Source organism: Pseudomonas sp. NFR02 (assembly GCF_900119375.1).
GTDB classification, from domain to species: Bacteria; Pseudomonadota; Gammaproteobacteria; order Pseudomonadales; family Pseudomonadaceae; genus Aquipseudomonas; species Aquipseudomonas paracarnis.
Window position 1 is genome coordinate 253,205 of the sequence record NZ_FPJJ01000008.1, and the last position, 20,004, is coordinate 273,208.

At 56.9% G+C, this 20,004-nt stretch carries 13 protein-coding genes and 1 other RNA gene; 6 read left to right on the forward strand and 8 right to left on the reverse strand.

Annotation, left to right across the window (positions count from 1 at the left end):
• Position 1: 1 nt before the first annotated feature.
• Entirely contained in the window at positions 2-6,205 is a 6,204-nt protein-coding gene (locus BT199_RS22955) for a DEAD/DEAH box helicase (RefSeq protein WP_072435523.1), read from the forward strand.
• A 473-nt stretch (positions 6,206-6,678) separates the two neighbouring features.
• Here BT199_RS22955 and BT199_RS22960 read toward each other — a convergent pair whose 3' ends face one another.
• The 5 genes from BT199_RS22960 to BT199_RS22980 form a co-directional block, all read right to left on the reverse strand.
• Complete coding sequence (locus tag BT199_RS22960) at positions 6,679-7,935, reverse strand: integrase domain-containing protein (RefSeq protein WP_072435524.1); 1,257 nt, start codon at positions 7,933-7,935, stop codon at positions 6,679-6,681.
• A 185-nt stretch (positions 7,936-8,120) separates the two neighbouring features.
• Positions 8,121-8,517, reverse strand: a transfer-messenger RNA (tmRNA) gene (gene ssrA / locus BT199_RS22965).
• A gap of 94 nt (positions 8,518-8,611) precedes the next feature.
• Positions 8,612-8,890, reverse strand: a complete 279-nt coding sequence (locus tag BT199_RS22970; protein ID WP_003194233.1) for a hypothetical protein — start codon at positions 8,888-8,890, stop codon at positions 8,612-8,614.
• 136 nt (positions 8,891-9,026) lie between these two features.
• A complete protein-coding gene (locus BT199_RS22975) occupies positions 9,027-11,837 on the reverse strand; it encodes an FAD-binding and (Fe-S)-binding domain-containing protein (protein WP_072435525.1) in 2,811 nt (936 codons plus the stop codon).
• A 70-nt stretch (positions 11,838-11,907) separates the two neighbouring features.
• Positions 11,908-13,602 carry a lactate permease LctP family transporter gene (locus BT199_RS22980; RefSeq protein WP_072435526.1) on the reverse strand — a complete coding sequence of 565 codons (1,695 nt, stop codon included), beginning with the start codon at positions 13,600-13,602 and terminating at the stop codon, positions 11,908-11,910.
• Between the two features lie 251 nt (positions 13,603-13,853).
• On the opposite strand from BT199_RS22980, the gene BT199_RS22985 reads away from it, so the two are divergent.
• Positions 13,854-14,621, forward strand: coding sequence for an FCD domain-containing protein (locus BT199_RS22985; RefSeq protein WP_014719963.1), 768 nt, complete (start codon positions 13,854-13,856; stop codon positions 14,619-14,621).
• Positions 14,622-14,648: 27 nt separating this feature from the next.
• On the opposite strand, the gene smpB is transcribed toward BT199_RS22985, so the two are convergent.
• Complete coding sequence (smpB, locus tag BT199_RS22990) at positions 14,649-15,131, reverse strand: SsrA-binding protein SmpB (RefSeq protein ID WP_014719962.1); 483 nt, start codon at positions 15,129-15,131, stop codon at positions 14,649-14,651.
• Positions 15,132-15,298: 167 nt separating this feature from the next.
• Here smpB and BT199_RS22995 point away from each other — a divergent pair, with 167 nt between their 5' ends.
• Together BT199_RS22995 and BT199_RS23000 are read left to right on the forward strand one after the other, a co-directional pair.
• A complete protein-coding gene (locus BT199_RS22995) occupies positions 15,299-15,733 on the forward strand; it encodes a type II toxin-antitoxin system RatA family toxin (RefSeq protein WP_003194226.1) in 435 nt (144 codons plus the stop codon).
• Complete coding sequence (locus BT199_RS23000) at positions 15,726-16,028, forward strand: RnfH family protein (RefSeq protein ID WP_014719961.1); 303 nt, start codon at positions 15,726-15,728, stop codon at positions 16,026-16,028. The genes BT199_RS22995 and BT199_RS23000 overlap by 8 nt, the downstream gene beginning before the upstream one ends.
• 304 nt (positions 16,029-16,332) lie before the next feature.
• Here the strand turns inward: BT199_RS23000 and BT199_RS23005 are convergent, their stop codons facing one another.
• Complete coding sequence (locus BT199_RS23005) at positions 16,333-16,860, reverse strand: outer membrane protein assembly factor BamE (protein WP_014719960.1); 528 nt, start codon at positions 16,858-16,860, stop codon at positions 16,333-16,335.
• Between the two features lie 98 nt (positions 16,861-16,958).
• Between BT199_RS23005 and fur the strand changes: the two genes are divergently transcribed.
• The gene (gene fur, locus BT199_RS23010; RefSeq protein ID WP_003194220.1) at positions 16,959-17,363 is read left to right on the forward strand and encodes a ferric iron uptake transcriptional regulator; all 405 of its coding nucleotides are present in this window, start codon (positions 16,959-16,961) and stop codon (positions 17,361-17,363) included.
• A gap of 85 nt (positions 17,364-17,448) precedes the next feature.
• On the opposite strand, the gene recN is transcribed toward fur, so the two are convergent.
• Positions 17,449-19,122 (reverse strand): DNA repair protein RecN, encoded by a 1,674-nt coding sequence (recN, locus tag BT199_RS23015; protein ID WP_003194217.1) that lies wholly within the window; start codon positions 19,120-19,122, stop codon positions 17,449-17,451.
• A gap of 254 nt (positions 19,123-19,376) precedes the next feature.
• Here recN and grpE point away from each other — a divergent pair, with 254 nt between their 5' ends.
• The gene (gene grpE, locus BT199_RS23020; RefSeq protein WP_003194215.1) at positions 19,377-19,937 is read left to right on the forward strand and encodes a nucleotide exchange factor GrpE; all 561 of its coding nucleotides are present in this window, start codon (positions 19,377-19,379) and stop codon (positions 19,935-19,937) included.
• The last annotated feature ends 67 nt before the right edge of the window (positions 19,938-20,004 follow it).

The following is a 20,004-nucleotide window of genomic DNA, read 5'->3' on the forward strand; positions in this document are numbered from 1 at the left end:
CATGCTCTATAAAAAAAACTATTTCAGTTCATTGGTACGCAACTTGACACAGCGTAGCGAGCGTGCGGCTCTTGGTTTGCTGGGGATCGGTAATGCGCCTTTGCGTCAGTTTCTGCATGACCGTCTGACATCGGCGCCGGGTACCGAAGGAGTACTGCTAGCGGACCCGGTTTTCGAGCCGACTTTCGGCTGGCAGGAAAGCCAGGAAACCATGTCGTCACTGGCTGGTGGCCCATTTCTGAATCGTAAGTTGGCGCAGGTAATGGCTGCCCCGCCCAAGGAGTTGGCAGAGGAGTATGCCTTCCCTTCTGATCGACACCCGTTTGAACATCAGTTGAGTGCATGGGAGGTGCTGAACCATCCAAAACCGCAATCACTGGTGGTGACCAGCGGCACTGGCTCCGGCAAGACTGAGTGCTTTCTTGTGCCTGTGCTCAATCAGCTTGCTAATGAAGTTGACGCTACCGTCGACCCTGAAGGCATCCGTGCGCTGTTCATATATCCGCTCAATGCCCTGATCAACTCCCAGCAAAGCCGTCTGGATGCCTGGACGGATGGTTTCGACGGCAAGATACGCCACTGTCTCTACACGGGTGCTTTGGAAAACGAGCGCAAGGCGTCAGACCAGAAGTACAAAGGTCAAGTGATCGATCGCGCCAGATTGCGCGATAGTCCACCGCAGATCCTGGTCACTAACGCAACCATGCTGGAGTACATGCTGATTCGTAAAGAGGATGCGCCGCTGCTTCAGAAGTCGGAAGGCAAGTTGCGCTGGATTATTCTTGACGAGGCCCACAGTTACATCGGTTCCCAAGCGGCTGAAATGGCTCTCTTGTTGCGCCGGGTAATGCTAGCGTTCAAGGTCAAACCGGAAGACGTTCGATTCGTTGCAACATCCGCTACCTTTGGTTCGGATGAGCAGACCATTGAAAACTTGCGCAGTTTTCTAGCAGACATCGGTGGCATTTCGGTGGATCAGGTTCACGTTGTACAGGGGCGACGCGAGATTCCGGCGCTACCGGTACTGGCCGCGACTAAAGTAGATGACTTCCCGCAAGGCATTGCAGACATCGATCCCGACCACGAAGTTTCTGCACAACGCTATTTGCGTCTGGCAGCAAGCCCAATAGCCGTCAGTCTGCGTGGCGCCTTTGTGCCGGGCGGTGAAACACGGCCGAAAACCCTTACAGCCCTTCAGGAAATATCGGGGTTGCCCCTGAGCGTGCTGCTGGCTTGGCTCGATTTGATGACTGGCACCAAGAATGCTGAGGGACTTGCTTTCCTACCTCTTCGTGGTCACCTGTTCCATGGTGTGATCCCAATCATCCGCGCCTGCATCGACAAAAACTGCAAGCTCAAACCGGGAACTGCACTCGGCAATCAGGACTGGCCGTTTGGCATGGTCTACACCGATGACCGCACACATTGTGATTGCAAAGCTCCACTAATGCCTCTAGTGAAGTGCGAAGAGTGTACAGAGCTATTCTTGCAGGGGTATCAGAGCGAAAGAGATCGGTTGGTAGATCATTCCTTTAATCAGGACGACGAATTCTCCATGAATTCGGAACCGATGGATGCAGAGGGTGAGGACGACGTGGAAGCCGACGATGGCGGCGAAGCCATGCGTACCCCGGTGCTGATCACCAATCGCCCAGGTGAGGATTGCTATACCGAGCATTTGGATCGCGCCAGCCAGAAGTTCATCAATACACCAACCGAAGACTGCATTGAAGTAACCCTGTTTCGTAGCCTTGTAAATGAGTGCCCGTGCTGCACCCATCAGAGCAAAACGCGCAGCATCATGCGCGCTCACCGTATTGGTGCGCCGTTCACTCTGGGTACGGTTATTGGCACGTTGTTGGAGTACTGCCCGGAGGATAAAACTCCTCAAGGCAAGCCGTTCCAGGGTCGCAAGTTGATCTCATTCACTGACAGCCGACAGGGCACGGCCCGGATCGCGGTCAAGTTGCAGCAGGACTCGGAACGCAACCGTATCCGGGGATTGGTCTACCACCACCTAATCAGTTCGCAGTCCGTCAATACGCTGACAAGTGCCCAGCAGGTCAGTCTCGCCGTGCTGGAAGCAAAAGCTGATCGCGATCCGATGGAGAAAATGCTTTTCGACATGCTTGTTGCTCTGCGCGATAACGCAGGTCCGGCAGAAATCAGCTGGACTGCCATGGTGAGCCAGCTTTCGAGCATTCCTGAGGTGGAAATCGGTATCCTCGACTACTACCGTGGTCTGGCACCGCACGTTTTTGGCCCGCACGACAGTGTGGCGTTGGCCGGTATGCTGATGGCGCGTGAGTTCTATCGTCGCCCGAAACGCGCCAACAGCCTGGAGACCATGGGCCTGGTGCAAGTGACTTACTCGAAGCTAGCTCAGGTAACCAGTACACCTCTGGCATGGCCCAGCGGTAAAGGCGTGGATTCATGGCGCAGTTACCTGAAAGTGATTATGGATTTCTATGTTCGTGAAAACACCATTCTGAATATCGACAAGCGTTGGCAGTCGCTTATTGGTGCCAAAATTCAACCGAAGTGGCTATTGCCTTCAGGCACCAATGACAAGCCAGGTCGACGTTTTGTCCGCTGGCCTTCAGTTAATAAGGGCTCCAGCGTGCAGTCGCGCCTGATCCTTATGCTCTGCAAGGCATTCGGTTGGTCAGTGCAAACGCATGATCAGGAAATCGACTCCATTTTGCAGGACGCCTGGCAGGTGCTGACCCAGCAAGTCAGACTCCTCACCAATAAGGCTGATGGCTATCAACTGGATCTGGCTGACCTGAGTTTCCGTCTTCCGAAAACGGTCTATTTTTGCACGGTGAGTCGCCGATTTATCGATACCCCCTTCGAGGGGTTGAGTCCTTACACTCCACGAAATGATCGCAATCACGTCGCCATAGTGAAGCCTTACACGTTACCGGTGCCGGCGCAGTCTCTGATCGATATGCGTGGTGACGAGGGACTGCTGGCGATACGTGACTGGAGTGAAAATGAACCAGGGATCGTCCAGCTCCGCCAGCAAGGCTTGTGGTCTGACGTTGCTGACCTGGTAGTCGAGGGAGGGCACTATTTCCGTTCTGCCGAGCACTCGGCTCAACAGCCAAAGAAGAAGCTCGATCGCTACGAGACTGACTTCAAGTTAGGCAAACTGAACCTGTTGAGCTGTTCCACCACCATGGAGATGGGTGTGGATATCGGCGGTATCACGGTGGTTGCGATGAATAACGTACCGCCGCATCCGGCGAACTACTTGCAACGAGCTGGTCGCGCCGGTCGTCGACGTGAAGGTCGTGCACTGGCAGTTACCGTTTGCAAGAACACACCACATGATCAGGCTGTGTTCCGCAATCCGCTCTGGCCGTTCAATACTGGCATGCGGATGCCCAAGGTTTCTCTGCAAAGTCCCGCGTTGATTCAGCGTCACGTTAATTCGTGGCTACTTTCTCACTGGCTGAAAAACATCGCAGGTGCCCTAGAAATCAAATCCATGACCGTGGGAGCCTTCTTTCTGAATGGAGATCTTCCCGTTTCCCTGGCCGAGCGTTTTTGCGCCTGGGTTGAGGGTGAGTCTTATGGCGCTTGCGCTGCGGTCACCGAGGCGGTCGCCAGCATCACCCGGCGCAGCGTGTTGTCGTCAATGCCTGTGTCTGGATTGTTGAATGATGCATTGAGAACCTTGCGCGAAATTCAACAGAAATGGGTGGGCGAACACTCGATCAGTAAGTCTCAATTGGATGGGATTGGTAACAAGACGGCTGCTGCTTATCGGGCGATGTCCGCGCAACTGGCTCGAGTCGAGAAGGAGTATCTGCTTAGTGAACTGGCTGGCCGCCGGTTCCTGCCGGGATACGGATTCCCGACCGACATCGTGAGCTTCGACAACCAGTGCATGCAAAACTTCAGGTCAAACGAAGGAGGCGCAGGCCGCGAGGACAACAGGGGACGCTACCGTGACCTGGCATCCCGCGACCGGATTACTGGCCTTCGCGAGTATGGCCCTGGCGCAGAACTGGTGATGGATGGCCTGGTATACAAGTCAGGAGGGATTACCCTCAACTGGCATGCCCCGGCCTCCGAGGAAAACGTCAAAGAGCTGCAATTGATTAAGAAAGCCTGGAAGTGTGGTGCTTGTGGGGCCAGCGGAACTGGGCTCAACCCGGGACTCAACCTGAACTGTCCGGAATGTGGCGCTGACGTCGATAAGGGTAATATCCGTGAGTACCTTGTTCCGTCGGGGTTTGCAGTAGATTTCTTTGCAGAGCCACATACCGACATTGAGTCATTGGCGTATGTGCCGGTCAAAAAGCCGTTGCTGAACGTCCCAGCGAGTTGGATTGCCTTGTCGAACCCAGCATTGGGGCAGTTCCGAAGCAGCCATGAAGCACACCTGTTTCATTACACCTCTGGGGTTGGCGGCAACGGCTTTGCAATCTGCCTTGAATGCGGTCGAGCGGAGCCGATGCTGGAGGTTGATGACAGTTCGGACTCGACTGCGGCCAATGAGCAGCGCCTTGCTCATACCTTTCGTAGTGGGCAAACGCACCGACGCCTGCGCGGTGGCAAGAACGACTCGGGCGAAAACGTCTGTCCGGGCAGCTATAACTCATGGAAAATCAAACAAGCAATCCATCTGGGTAACGACAGCATTACCGACGCCCTGGAACTAATCTTGTTCAATCCTGATAGCGGTGAGCCGCTCAAGGATGTAGATACCGGCTATTCCATCGCCATTGCCCTGCGTGATGCAATTGCCGAGCAACTGTGCGTGCAGCCAGACGAGCTTGGCTGCGACTGCGAGAACATCCAGATCAACGGACACTGGGCCAGCGCAATTCGTGTATTCGATCAGCGCAGCGGAGGTTACGCGACCCAAGCGGTAGGTTTGCTGAATGAGCGAGGCCTGTGGAAACGAGTAATTGATCGACTCGACTGTGATTGCAGTCACGCATGCCAGTGCTGCCTATTGAGCTTCGATACTCGTTTTGAAGCAGACCGTCTGGATCGTCATGAAGCGCTGAAATGGATCAACAAGGACTGGTTGGTGAAGCTGGACCTGCCAGCCGAGCTGAAGGTGTTTGGCGTGGATACACGACCGGAGATCGTCACACTGTATGGGGCGATTGAGCGTGAGCTTGCGGCTGATAATTTGCCCAAGACACTCTCGATTTACCTGCCAGCGCCAGCTGCAGAGTGGGATCTGGCTACCGCTCGAAAACTGCGTCACGGACTTCTGGCTTGGGAGGGGGCTGGTCACCAAATAGCGTTGCGCCTGACAGAAAGCACCTTCAACGAGCTGCCCTCTGATCAGAAAGAGTGGCTGCATCGCCTAGCTGTTAACAACATTAAGATTGAAGTCGAACAGTCGTTGTTAGATGTCGGCCTGCTGACGTTAAATACAGTCCTTTCCAGCCAGAAACAGCATATCGCCTGGGCGAGTAATGACGAGGGACTACTGGTACCAAACAAAGATTGGAACCCCGTCGCTGCTGGATCGTGCATCGTGTACGGGTTGCTTCCAGTCTTGCCGCAAGCAAGACAGATTACGGCTCAGGATCTGAACCAAGCATCGGCGTCGGTACCGGGCATCGTGAAAGTCGAGCTGGGGAGCGAGCTGGATGGCTCCCTAAGCGGTTTTGCAAAACGGTTCTGGGATGCCGTTGAGCCTGAAGCCGGCCAACTTGACTTTGCATTGAGCGGCCAAGACCCAATTGAGACCGTGTCGTACTCCGATCGTTATGTATGCAACCCATTCACTGCCTGCGTCCTAGTTAACATTTTGTACGAACTAAAGCAGCGCAGCGGCGAGGAGTTTTCGGTCAAAATTCTGGGGCGTAAGTACCTTCGTGAGTCAAGCCGTACCTCCTGGAAGTGCTGGCATGACTGGTTGAGTAGCGAAGATCGTGACAGAGCTATTCTTCAGGCGATTGAGTATTGCGGCCTGACTGGTGAGGTGTTGAGCCAGCCTGTGCTCGCTCATTACCGTCAATTACGTATCGGGCTAGCATCCGGTCGAAGTTTGACCATTCAGTTTGACCAGGGGCTCTCTTTTTGGGAGGCAACGCGTAGCGAAAATGGTTACTCCACCCGTTTCAATTTCGAGATAGGAAATATGGGCGCAGAACTTATGGAGAAAATTCAAACCCCTATACGTGCCGCTGCAAGCGAAGGGACGCAGCTATTCCTCTCTTCGGACAAATAGTGATACTGCTGAATAGCTCCGGATTTTCGGAGCGGTTCAGCAGTGTCACTTGAGGGCTAGCGTTGTCTTTGGATCGCGTTATGGCGTAATGGTACGGGAAGCAATAGTGGCGAGGGGCTGAGGGTTGACTATAAGGGCAAGAGTGGAATACTTCCAAAAAAATCAAGTTGGCTGTCACGTATTGAAGCGTTTCAACACGGATATGATGTGCAACTTCAATTTCGGTGGACCCTTAGAACTCGAACCAACAGTTACTAGAAAGGGTACAGGTGCGGGTAGCAGCGTCAGCCGGGCGGATTGTGCAAAATTGTTCGGAAAATTGGTCCCGCAGGTGATTGTGCTGATGTTCGATAACCCAAGCATACTTTGGGGGAGGCCCTGCTACCCGTGTTCAGGATCTAGTTCTTTGGGGTTGAACATTTTTGTACATAGGCATATTCAGTGTCTATGCAGGGCTAATCGCCCGTAACTTGCTATCGCATCGAAACGACTTTCAGGCCTTGGGTTCCTTGAATGGCTGAAACTGAAAGGCTGCCAGTAGCAGCATGCTGAATGTGTTCGCTCCACCAGATCATCATCGGGCGTCTTCTTTCAATGTAATCCGCACGATTGTAGGCGCTGCGGACCTCATCTTTGTCCACGTGCGCAAGTGCGACCTCGATCAGCTCGGGGTCCCATCCTTGTTCGTTCAGGATGGTACTGGCCATGGAGCGCATGCCATGGCTCACCAAGCGACCTTCAAAGCCCATCCGTTTCAGGGCCATGTTTGCCGTCTGGCTATTGCAGTGAGTCCTTGGGTCTCTGTCGGCTGGAAATACGTACTCTCTGTGGCCGCTGTAAGGTTTGATCGTCTCTAGTAAAGCAAGTGCGTGCTCGGTCAGCGGTATGACGTGGGCGCGTCGCTTTTTCATACGCTCCGCTGGAATCGTCCAGATTTTTTTCTCGAGGTCGATGTCGGCCCAACAAGTCGTAGCGGCTTCCGCTGGGCGAGTCATGGTGTGAAGTTGCCATTCGATCAGGCAGCGCGTTGTTCTTTTTATGCTCGCATTGGCAATGGCGACCATCAGTTCTGGCAATTCTTCAGGGCGGAGGGCTGCCATGTTCTGCTTTTTCGGTTTCTTGAAAACGGCCCGAATGCCGGTGAGTGGATTAGCAAAGATCATTCCCGAGTTCACGCCGTAGGTCATGATCTCGTTGAGGCGTTGAGTCAGTCGCTTCACTGTCTCCAGGCTGCCTTTTGTTTCCAAAGGGCGCAGTAGCTCGATGACCCTAGGGCCATTGATTTGCGAGATAGGTGTTGTTGCCAGCGATGGAAAGACATGCAGCGTGAGCGAGCGCCAGATGTCCTCGGCATAAGCCTGAGTCACAGAATCCTTTTTTAGCTCAAACCAGGCAGACGCCACGTTCTCGAATGTGTGCTCGGTTGCCTGCCTTTTTGTCTGCTCCAGCTCGCTACGTTGTTCTTTCGGGTCGATGCCCTGAGCGAGAAGCTCTCTGGCTTCGACAGTTTTCTTCCTGGCTTGAGCGAGCGAGAGTTCTGGGTAGGTGCCTAGGCCCATATTGATTCGGTTTTTGGTAATCGGCTGCCGGTAGTTGAAGTTCCATAGCGTAGAGCCATTGACCCGCACACGCAGCTGTAAGCCGTCTCCATCGCTGAGTACGTAGTCCTTGTCTTTCGGCTCCACCGCTTTGAGCTGGCGGTCAGAGAGGCGGGTGGCTTGGGCGCACATGAGGTGTTCCATGACATCAATTGGTATTCCAAGAATTACCACTGAAGGGCTTGGAATACCATCTGGAATACCAGGTTATGTAGATTGTGTCGGACGTCCATGGACGCTAGTAGACGCTAATTCCTTGATTTTAATGGATTTCAGGCACAAAAAAAGACGTCCATGGACGTCTTTAGATGATGAAGTGGTGGAGCCGGGGGGATTTGAACCCCCGTCCGCCAGTACTCCGCTGTCGGTACTACATGCGTAGCCGTTTCTATTAAGTTAACCCTCAGCGACCCGAAGGGCAGGGTGCTTTGGGCGAGTTGTGTAAGTTTTAGCCGCTTCGTCCACAACGTACTGCACGGCGATTCTGTTCTATATGACAATCACTTTGGGTTTACAGACATCCCCTGGTGATTGCTGGACCCGAAGGTACCAGAAGCTCAGGGCTAAGGCTGCTTACGCAGCGAGAGCGAATTCCTGGCCGTAGTTTTCGTCATTGGCAACTATAAGAAGTTGCAACAGTGGATTTACGAGTTCTGTTACCAACTCGGCATGCACCTAAAGTTTCGCGACCGGCGTCGAATCCTAAACGGCCCCGTGCTTGTAACTCGTTGTTTCTTAGTGAGTGACAAGCCTGTGCAGTGTACGCCAAAACGTCAGCGAAGGCCAACCCGAAGGTTGGCCCTCTCGCTTACTGGCCACCTTTCTCGCTGTTCTGCAGGTCTTGCAGGGCCTTGGAGGTGATTTCGATGCACTTCTTCTCATCACCGGCGGCGTGGGCGGCCTTGGCCTGGGAGACGGCGGTGTCTATTTCGCCACTTTTACCGCTGGTGTCGGTGGCGAGCAGGGCTTTGCCGTTGTTGATTTTGTCCAGGTTGATCTGGCACAGGTCTTTGTCACTGGCTGCGAAAGCGGGGGAGGCGAGCATCGCAGCGGTCATGAACAAGCCAGCAAGAGCGGAACGCTTCATAGGGTGTCTCCTTGCGCAAAAGGGCTCGACGCTGCTGGCGTGCAACCGCTGCCAGCGACATCACTGATGGGCCTCGTTTGTCGAGGCCTATGCAGATGACTGCGCCGGTGCGCCAGGGTTCGGTTTTTTTGCCGGGTCAGTGGGCGCGGGCGCGGGTGACACGGTCTACCAGGTAGACCAGGCCGTGGTAGTCGATGCCGCCATGCTGGCTCAGGCCGATCTCGCAGGTGCGGCTGGTGGAGATGCCTTCGCTGCAAGATTGCACGGCGTCCTTGAGTGAGCGCAGGGAGTGGGCGTTGAGCTCTGGTGTGGTGAAGCCTTTGTCGCCGGCAAAGCCGCAGCAATGAATGCCTTCGGGGATCACCACGGTTTTTGCGCAGCGTCTCGCCAGTTCGATCAGTGCCTGGCTCTCGCCCAGATGCTGGGTGCTGCAGGTGACGTGCACGGCGATGGGCGCTTCCTGGGGTGTGAAGTCGAGGCGGTCCATCAGGTGAGTGCGGATAAAGCGCACCGGGTCGTAGAGGTCCAGACGCGTCTCACCCAGGTCTTGTACCAGGCGCAGGGTGCAGGGGCTGGTGTCGCAGTAGATCGGGTCGAGGCCGCCGCGGCTGGCGTGGAGCAGGGCGCCGATCAGTTCCTGGCGCTTGTGTTCGGCCTGCTCGGCGTAGCCTTTGGACGCGAAGGGTTGGCCGCAGCAGAGGCTGTCCTGGTTGTCGGGGAAGACCACTTGGTAACCGGCTTTTTCCAGCAGATGGCGGGTTTTGTCGTACAGCGACATCTGCTCTTTATCACCGGCTGCCGGGCCCATGGCGCGGGAGACACAGGCGGCCAGGTAGACCACCCGTGGGCGCTCGTCCGTCACCGGTGGGCTGAAGCGAATGGCTTTTTCGGGCTGTGGCATCGCGTTGGTCCACTGCGGGATTTGCCCTTTGGACAGTCTGTTCACGGTGGCCGACCACTTCGTCAGGCGCGGGGCGCCCAATAACATGCGTGCACCATTGGCGACGTGCAGGGTAAAGCGCGCACCTTGCAGTGCGGTGGCGAAATGGCTGGCGAGCCAGTCGACGGTTTTCGTACGGTTGGCCTCGCGGCTGCGCAGCTTTTTCACCAGGTCGCCGGTATTGATGCCTACAGGGCAGCGTTGCGCGCATAAGCCGGTGGCGGCGCAGGTGTCGATGCCCTGATAGTGGTAGGCCGCTTCCAGTTCGGTGGTGTCGACGCCTGCGCGTTTTTTCGCCTGGATATCGCGCCAGATCACGATGCGCTGGCGCGGGCTCAGGGTCAGGCCTTTTGAAGGGCACACCGGTTCGCAGAACCCGCATTCGATGCACTTATCCACAAGCTCATCGGCGGCGGGCAGGGGCTTGAGGTGTTTGAGGTGGATCTGTGGGTCTTCGCTGAGCACCACGTCCGGGTTGAGGATGCCGTTAGGGTCGAGCAGGCGCTTGAGTTGCCACATCAGTTGATAGGCGTCGCTGCCCCATTCCAGTTCGACGAAAGGGGCCATATTGCGGCCGGTGCCGTGTTCAGCCTTCAGCGAGCCACCGAACTCCACGGCCACCAGTTGCGCGACGTCGTCCATGAATGCTTGATAGCGTGCGACTTCTTCGCTGCTGTTGAAGCCTTGAGTGAACACAAAGTGCAGATTGCCTTCCAGGGCATGTCCGAAAAGGATGGCTTCGTCGTAGTGATGTTTGTCGAACAGTGCGATCAAGCGGTTCACGCCAATCGCCAGTTGTTCGACCGGGAAGGTCACGTCTTCGATGATCACGGTGGTGCCGGTTTTGCGTACGGCGCCTACGGCGGGGAAGGTGTCTTTGCGGATCGCCCACAGGCGGGCGTTTTCCAATGGGTCTTCGGTGAAGTCGACTTGTCTCTCCACGGGAAACGCCGCCAGGGACGCCATGATGCGCGTCAGTTGTTCGTGCAGCAGTGATGACGAAGCGGCGCGGGATTCGATCAGCAGTGCGCAGGCGTTTTCCGATAGGTGCTGTACGAAAGCAGGCATGCCCGGTTTGTCCTGCACCGAGCGCATGCTGCGTCGGTCCAGCAGTTCAACGGCGGAGACTGGCTGAGTTTTCAGCACGGTGACGGCGTTGCAGCAGGTTTCGACATCCGGGAAGACGATCAGCGCTGAGGCTTTGTTGGGGTGATCGATCACGGTGTCGTAGGTGACCGCACTGATAAATCCCAGGGTGCCCTCGGAGCCGACCAGCAGGTGGCTGAGGATATCCAGCGGGTCATCGAAATCCACCAAGGCATTGAGTGACAGGCCGGTGGTATTTTTCAGGCGGTATTTGTGGCGGATCTTTGCCGCCAGCTCAGTATTTGCCCGTGTTTCGCGACCCAACAGGGCCAGGCGTTCAAGCAGTGCGCTATGTGACTGGCGGAAGGCTTGCACGCTGGCGGCATCTTCGGTGTCCAGGCGGCTGCCATCGGCCAGCACCAGGCGGATGCCCGCCAGGGTGTGGTAGGTGTTTTGCGCCGTGCCGCAGCACATGCCACTGGCGTTGTTGGCGACGATACCGCCAATTTTGCAGGCGTTGATCGATGCGGGGTCCGGCCCGATCTTGCGTCCGAACGGTGCGAGCCAGGCGTTGGCCTGGGCGCCGATGACGCCGGGTTGCAGGCGTATTTGGGTGCCTTGCCCGCGAATTTCGCGGTGGTTCCAGCTATCACCCAGCACGATCAGCACCGAGTCGCTGATGGCCTGGCCCGAGAGGCTGGTGCCTGCGGCACGGAAGGTCACTGGCACGCGGTCGCGCTGGGCCAGTTGCAGCAGGGTTACCACTTCGTCTTCTGACTCCACACGGATCACCAGCTGTGGGATCAGTCGGTAGAAGCTGGCGTCGGTGCCGAAGGCGAGGGTGGAAAGTGGATCGTCGAAGCGACGATCTTGCGGGATCAGTTGTGCGACGTCGCTCAGGAAAGCAGCAGGCAGGCTCATCGGTCCTCCAGAAATAGCAGACGCCGGAAGGGTGCCCCGGCGTCGATTCTTACCCTATTACGTGCAGGTCTCAGTGCACCAGCATACCGGTGAACCAGTACGCCTGCGCCAAGGTGATCAGCCCGACGATGGTGGCAAAAAACAGGCTGTGCTTGAGGGTAAAGCGGAACAGGTCGGATTCCTTGCCCACCAGGCCGGTGGCGGCGCAGGCCACGGCGATCGATTGCGGCGAGATCATTTTGCCGGTCACGCCACCGCTGGTGTTCGCGGCTACCAGTAGGGTGTCGTTGACGCCGATCTGGTGCGCGGTAGTGGCTTGCAGTGAGCTGAACAGGGCGTTGGATGAGGTATCGGAGCCTGTCAGGAAAACTCCCAGCCAGCCAAGGAATGGCGAGAAGAACGGGAAGGCAGCACCGGTGCCGGCCAGAACCAGGGCCATGGTCGAGGACATGCCGGAGTAGTTGGTGACGAAGGCGAATGCCAGCACCATGCCGATGGACAGGATCGGCCAGCGCAACTCAAAGAAGGTCTCTTTTAAAGTGGTAAGACCAGTTTTGACGTCGATTTTCAACACCAGCATGGAGACCAGTGCCGAGAAGAAGATCGCAGTGCCGGTGGCAGATATCGGGTCCAGCTTGAAGACGGCCGGGATGGCGGTCGGGTTGGTCACGATGGGCGCGACTTTAACCACCAGTTGATCCAGGTGCGGGATCGCGAAATTGAACACCCAGCCGTACATCGAGCCGCCCGCGGCGAACAGGGCCTTGAAGGGTTTGAGAGTCCAGATGGTCACCAGTACGGTGAGGATCAGGAACGGCGACCACGCCTTGAAAATTTGCCCCAGGCTGTAGGGCGAAACCACGGTGTTGCGTGGCAAGCCGAAGCCGCCGGCGCTGGAAGTGGCCGCTACGCTGGAGGTGGCGCCGGCAATTTGTGCGCCTGCGGTGCGCTTGGGTTGCCAGACTTTCAGGAACAGCGTCAGGGCAATCAGGCTGGCGAGTGCCGAGGTAATGTCCGGCAGTTCCGGGCCAATGAAGTTCGAGGTGAAATATTGGGTGACGGCAAAGCTCAAGCCCGCCACCAAGGCTGCCGGCCAGGTTTCGCGAACGCCGCGCAGGCCGTCCATCATGAACACCAGCCAGAACGGCACGAACAGCGACAGCAGCGGCAGTTGGCGGCCGGTCATGGCGCCAATCTTGAACGCATCAATACCGGTGACCTGGCCGGCGACAATGATCGGAATGCCCAATGCGCCGAAAGCCACGGGCGCGGTATTGGCAATCAGGCACAGGCCGGCGGCGTACAGCGGGTTGAAACCCAGGCCTACCAGCAGCGCGGCGGTGATCGCCACGGGCGCGCCAAAACCGGCCGCACCTTCGAGGAAGGCGCCAAAGCAAAAACCGATCAACAACACCTGCAAGCGCTGGTCGTCGGTGATCGACAAAACGGAGCTGCGGATGATCTCGAACTGGCCGCTCTTGACCGTCAATTTGTACAGGAATACAGCCGCGACGATGATCCAGGCGATGGGCCACAGGCCGTAGGCAAAACCATAGCCGGCCGCGGCCAGCGCCATGTCTACGGGCATCTGGAAGGCGAAAATGGCGACCAGGATCGACAGGGCCAGGGTGATGCTGCCGGCTACATGGCCTTTGAGGCGGAACACGGCCAGCGCCAGGAAGAAGAATACGATAGGAATGACGGCGGCCAGTGCGGACAGGCCGAGGCTGCCGAGTGGGCTGTAAAGCTGTTGCCAGGTTTGCATATGGGGTGGCCCCTGATTGTTGTTGTTTGGTGAGCTTGGTTAATTGGTAATACCAATTTACAGTCGCTGTGGGCTAGATTAAGAGCCTGGGCAGGGGTGTGTCAATTTGCCGCCTGCGAAACTTTGGTCGTAGGTCGGTAGGCGGGGCGTTCTGATCGGCGAAATTGAAGGCGTTCTGATAGGTGCTGCCGGCACGTCGATAGGCCAGAATAGGGGCCCCGGCGAGTGGTCGGGATGGCGGAGAGTGAGTTATGGGGTTTGATCAGGTGCGTCAGCGCCGTTTGTCTGACGATATTGTCGAGCAGCTTGAGGGGATGATTCTCGAGGGCACGCTGAAGTCGGGCGAACGCTTGCCGGCCGAGCGCGCGTTAGCCGAGCGCTTTGGTGTGTCGCGCCCGTCGTTGCGTGAGGCGATTCAGAAACTGGCGGCCAAGGGGTTGCTGGTCAGCCGCCAGGGAGGTGGCAACTATGTGGTGGACTCCCTGGGTTCGACCTTCAGCGATCCGCTGTTGCACTTGTTGGAAAGCAATCCCGAAGCGCAGCGCGATCTGCTGGAGTTTCGCCAGACCCTTGAGGCTTCGTGTGCTTATTACGCGGCGTTACGCGCCACGGAGGTTGACCGTGAACGGCTGACCGCAGCGTTTGAGGCGTTGCAGGATTGCTATGCGCGCGCCGACGAAGTGAGCCGAGTGGAGGAGGGTGCTGCGGATGCAAGGTTTCACTTGGCGATTGCCGAAGCCAGTCATAACGCCGTGTTGCTGCACACCATTCGCGGGCTGTTCGACCTGCTCAAGCGTAACGTGGTGACGAATATTGGTGGCATGTACCAGCAGCGTACTGAGACCCGCGACATGCTGATCAATCAGCATCGGGACTTGTACCTGGCCATCATCGAGGGGCGGGCCGAGCAGGCGCGCGAAGTCTCGACACGGCATCTGCTGTATGTGCAGGAGGTGTTGGAGGAGGTGCGTCAGGAGGTTCAACGCGTGGCTCGGGCGGAGCGGCGCAAAGGGATGTAGCCCGCCTGGGCTACACCGTCACAAGGATTACTCTTCCTTGCCTTTGTTGCGCACGGCGCGATGCAGCTCGCGATTGGAATCGCGCTCGCGTTCGGTGTCGCGCTTGTCGTATTCCTTTTTGCCCTTGCCCAATGCGATCTCGCATTTGACCAGGTGCTTGCTCCAGTACCAGGACAAGCAGACACACGCGTAGCCTTTTTGCTGCACGGCTGCGGCGAGTTTTTCGAGCTCGCGGGCATTGAGCAACAACTTGCGCGTACGCACCGGGTCGGCAATCACGTGGGTGCTCGCGGTGGTCAGCGGAGTGATATGACTGCCAAGCAGCCATGCCTCGCCATCCTTGAGCAGCACATAACTGTCGACCAGCTGCAGTTTGCTGGCACGCAGACTTTTTACTTCCCAGCCGGCCAGGACCAGACCAGCCTCGAACCGATGTTCGATGAAGTAATCGTGTCGCGCTTTTTTATTTTGCGCGATGGTCCCTGTGGGGTGTTTCTTTTGTTTAGCCATAGGGGCGGCATTATAGGGAGTTGCGAGCGTGTCGGCTACGGTCAACCTGTGTGCTTGAGCGAGTTGGACGAATCCCGGACAATGCGGGCAGTTCTTTGGTTTTTTTCTCTCGCGGATTGGGCTGTTCTTTCGCGATGTTTGCCTTAAGCAGTGGAAGTAACGCTCACATGACGACGCATATTCAACGTTCGGCCCTTTTGCCCTATCCGGCGCAGGCGCTCTATGACCTGGTCAACGACGTGGCGCGTTACCCGGAGTTTCTGCCTTGGTGCTCGACAGCCGAGGTTCTGGAGAGCAGTGACGAGCACATGGTTGCCAGTGTGGGGGTGGCCAAGGGCGGCCTCAGCCAGCATTTTGTGACGCGCAATGTGCTGGTGCCGGGCCAATCCATCGAAATGAACCTGCAGGAAGGGCCGTTCACCCAACTGCACGGTGTGTGGGTGTTCAAGGCGCTGACGGACAAGGCCTGCAAGATCAGCCTGGATCTTTCGTTTGATTATGCCGGGCCGATTGTTCGTGCGACGTTGGGGCCTTTGTTCAATCAGGCAGCCAATACCCTGGTGGACGCGTTCTGTCAGCGCGCCAAGCAACTGCATGGTTGAGATTGAGGTGGTGTTCGCCGCTGAGGATCGCCAGGTGTTGCTGGGGGTAAAGGTGGCTGAAGGCACTAGTTTGCGCGAGGCGGTGCGGGCGTCGGGAATAGCGGCGCATTTTCCTGACGTTGATCTGGCTGATTGCCCGCTGGGTATATTTGGCAAGGTTGTCGTGGATGCCGGGGCGCGTTGCGTGCAAGCGGGCGACCGTATTGAGATCTACCGGCCTTTGCTGGCCGACCCTAAAGAGGTGCGCAGGTTGCGCGCGGCCAAGGCGGCATTGGCCAGGCAAACGAATTCTTGAGCTTGCCAAATGGCAGCCTAGCTATCTGGAGCGCCGCGATCCAACTGTGGGAGCTGGCTTGCCTGCGATGACGCCCTGATAGCCGGCGCATATCTACCTGATACCCACGATCCAAATGTGGAAGGGGCGGTCCCGATAACGGGTATGTACTCGATCTGATCCAGGATCCTGGTCGACTGTCAGATCGCTTTCGCAGGCAAGCCAGCTCCCACAGGTTCAGCGTCGCACCAAGGTTATGTAGATGCCTATGTAAATGGCAGGCAACAAAAAGCCCGGCATGCCGGGCTTTTTATCGAGCGCAAAATTATTGCGGGCTGGTGTCCAGAGGCTCAGGCGTCGGGACGGGCACGGTTTCCACGTTGTCGATGTCTTTCTGGATGGTGTCCAGCAACGAACCAGGCTTGGCCGGTACCTCGGATTTTGGTTTTTCAGCTTCCTGCGTAGGTGCGGTCACGTTGGTGCCGCTGTCCTTGCCCAGCAAGGCTTCATCGCGGCTTACGCCGGGCATGAAGTCGCCGGACAGGCTCACGAGCTGGTCATTGCCATTGAAGATGACACTGACGCGCTCCTGCTGGCGTTCACCGCCACCAGGCTGCAGGCTGTAGAGATAATCCCAGCGATCGGCATGGAAAGTGTCGGTCAGCAGGGGATTGCCCATGATAAACCGTACTTGCCGTCGGGTCATTCCCGGGCGTAACTGGTCTATCATGTCCTGCGTGACGACATTGCCCTGCTGGATGTCGATTTTGTAAACCCCGGGGAATGAACAACCGGCGAGTGCGAGCAGTCCCACAAAGGTGAAACTGGTTAGCAAGAGCTTGGTGTTTTGCATCGGTGGGCGACTTCCACTATCTTGGCTGGGACAACGTAAACGCCGATCATACCCGTATTAAGAGAAGCTGCGAAGCAGCATCCGCGAGAAAGCTAACCATGGTTGAAAATAGCGAACTACGCAAAGCCGGTCTCAAAGTGACTCTGCCACGAGTCAAGATTCTACAAATGCTCGATTCTGCTGAGCAGCGTCACATGAGTGCCGAAGATGTTTACAAGGCGCTGATGGAGTCTAACGAGGACGTCGGCCTGGCCACGGTCTACCGTGTACTGACCCAGTTTGAAGCCGCAGGGCTGGTGGTTCGTCATAATTTCGACGGCGGTCATGCGGTGTTTGAATTGGCTGACGGTGGTCACCATGACCACATGGTTGATCTGGATACCAATGAGGTTATCGAGTTCACCAGCCCTGAAATCGAAGCGCTGCAGCACAAGATTGCTGAAGAGCATGGGTTCGATTTGGTCGACCATAATCTCGTGTTGTACATCCGTAAGAAAAAGTAAAAATCGACGCAGTTTTGCTTTGCGAAACGATTGAAGGCGACCCTCGGGTCGCCTTCGTGCTTTCTATGGAGTGGAAAATATCGCTTCAGGCCTTCGCGGCCACCACCATTTTTTTCGCGTGAGCCAAGGACTCCTTGGTCAAGTCGATACCGCCGAGCATCCGCGCCACTTCCTCCACCCGTTCCGACTTGTTCAGCTTGGAGACGGCGGTGTGTGTCGCGTCACTGCCGCGCACCTTATGCACAAACAGGTGCTGATGCCCTTGGGCTGCCACTTGCGGCAAGTGGGTCACCGTAAGCACCTGGCCGCGATCCCCCAGGCGACGCAGCAATTGGCCAACAATTTCTGCGGTCGGCCCGCCAATGCCCACATCCACCTCATCGAATACCAGGGTGGGTACCCGTGAGGTCTGGGCGGTAATCACTTGGATCGCCAGGCTGATCCGCGAGAGTTCGCCGCCGGAGGCCACTTTGGCCAGGGCCTTGAGCGGTTGGCCGGGGTTGGCACTCACCAGCAGTTCGACGTGCTCCAGCCCATGGGGCTGCAATTCTTGACTGGCGTTGGGATGCAGCTCGATGGTGAAGCGCCCGCCTGGCATGCCCAGGCGTTGGATTTCCAGCTCAACGGCGCTTGCCAGGCTAGTAGCTGCCTGCTGGCGCAGAGCGCTCAGCTCCCGGGCCTTTTCCTGATAATGACGGGCAAACGAAGCGAGCTCCTCGCCCAGTCGTTCGATGGATTCGTCGTTCGCGTTGAGTGTTTCGATTTCATCCAGCAGTTTCTGCTGCATGGTTGCGACTTCTGTCGGCTGGATTCGATGCTTGCGAGCCAGGGTATAAATAGTGTCCAGGCGTTCTTCTATTTCCTGCAGGCGAGCTGGGTCGGCGTCGAAATGGTCCAGGAAACGATTGAGTTCGCCCACGGCCTCTTCAACCTGGATCTGCGCGCTGGTCAACAGGGTGGTCGCTTCGCTCAGTGAGCCGGAAGCATTGTTCACGCTGGACAGGCGGTTGAGGCTGGCGGTCAGTGCATTAAGGACATTGCCGGAGTCGCTCTCACTACATTGCTCGACGACCTGACGGCAGATACCCAGCAGGGTCTCGGCGTTGGTCAGGTTCTTGTGTTCCTGCTCAAGTTGCTCCAGCTCTGTCTCACCCAGGCCCAGACTCTCGAGCTCTTCCAGTTGATAGCTGAGCAACTGGTGGCGGGCGCGTTGTTCGTCGCCGGAGTTGGAGAGGCGTTCCAGTTCCTGGCGTGTCTGGCGCCAGCGTTGGGCGGCCAGTTGAACTTGCCGGGAAAGATCGGTGGCGCCGGCGTACTCATCGAGCAGGCGACGGTGGGTATCGGTTTTCAACAGGGATTGGTGTTCGTGCTGACTGTGGATATCGATCAGCAATTCGCCCAGGGCTTTCAAGTCGCCCAGTGGGCAAGGCGTGCCGTTGATATAGCCGCGCGAGCGCCCCTCGGCGGTGATCACCCGGCGCAGAATGCAGGGGCCTTCATTATTAAGGTCGCGCTCGGCCAGCCATGCCTCGGCTTCGGGGATGTCCGCCAGGTCGAAGGTGGCCAGGATGTCGGCCTTGTCGGAGCCAGGGCGTACCACGCCACTGTCGGCGCGGTCGCCAAGCGTCAGGCCCAGGGCGTCGAGCATGATCGACTTGCCGGCGCCGGTTTCGCCTGTGATTACGCTCATCCCGCGATCCAGTTCAAGATCCAGATGTTCAACGATGGCGTAGTTATGTACAGACAGGTGCACGAGCATGACGGCCGCTCCCAGGCTTTAGGTCTGGTTATTTATACAGTGTTTTGTTCAGGCCTGACAATCCTGGCACTTAGCTCGATTTGCTTGAGTCGTTAATTTTTTTAGCGCGATGTGGAATGAGCGTGAAGGAAATGATCCAGGTCAATCGAAAGACTTTTGGTAACGCCTGCGCCCTTGAACCTGAAAATTGTGGCCCCATATACCGGAGCAGAAGCGCGAGTTGAGTTCGCGCATGATTTTGAAAGGAGAAATCTATGGCTGACGAACAGACGCAGGATACGCAAACTCCAGACGCCAATTCGGCTGCCGGTGATGAACTGGCGACACGTGTGCAAGTGCTCGAAGAGCAATTGGCCGCTGCGCAGGATCAATCGTTGCGTGTTGCCGCCGATCTGCAGAACGTCCGCCGCCGTGCCGAGCAGGATGTAGAGAAGGCTCACAAGTTCGCGCTGGAAAAATTCGCCGGTGACCTGCTGCCGATCATCGACAGCCTGGAGCGTGGTCTTGAGTTGTCCAACCCGGACGATGAAAACATCCGCCCAATGCGCGAAGGCATCGAGCTGACCCTGAAAATGTTCCAGGACACCCTGAAGCGTTATCAGTTGGAAGCTATCGATCCGCAAGCCGGCGAGCCGTTCAATGCTGAACATCACCAAGCCATGGCCATGCAAGAAAGCCATGACCTGGAACCCAATAGCGTGATCAAGGTGTTCCAGAAGGGTTACCAGCTCAACGGTCGCCTGATGCGTCCGGCAATGGTGGTGGTGAGCAAGGCTCCTGCACCCGTTGCACCTTCTATTGATGAGCAGGCTTGAAATTCGCCGCAAGGCCCCCATTTATAAGTCAAGCGTTTAAGTGCTACCGCAGTTAGCCAAAACTGCT